1 protein-coding gene is annotated in these 299 nt (G+C 61.5%); it reads left to right on the forward strand.

The window, feature by feature from the left end; translation table 11 throughout:
- A partial coding sequence (locus BK660_RS31535) for an alginate O-acetyltransferase AlgX-related protein (RefSeq protein ID WP_473087034.1) occupies positions 1-299 on the forward strand: 299 nt, incomplete at both ends.

The raw sequence follows: 299 nt of genomic DNA on the forward strand, positions 1-299 counted from the left end.
GCCGACAAGATCCTCGCCCCGGACCTGCTCAAGCCATTACAACAAGCCAAGCAGAACGGTCAGCAAGTGTTCCTGCGCACCGACACCCACTGGACACCTGAGGGCGCCGAGATCGCCGCGAACACCCTGGCGAAAACCATCGCCGACAAGTTCCCGCTCAGCGGCGAGCCGCAACGCTTCGTCACTACGCCAGCGGAAAAAGTCACGCACAAGGGCGATCTGCGCCTGTTTCTGCCGCTCGATCCGCTGTTTGAAAACCTGATGCCGGCGCAAGAGCCGCTGCAAAAGCGCAACACCGA

This window comes from Pseudomonas brassicacearum, from assembly GCF_003732265.1.
GTDB classification, from domain to species: Bacteria; Pseudomonadota; Gammaproteobacteria; order Pseudomonadales; family Pseudomonadaceae; genus Aquipseudomonas; species Aquipseudomonas brassicacearum_D.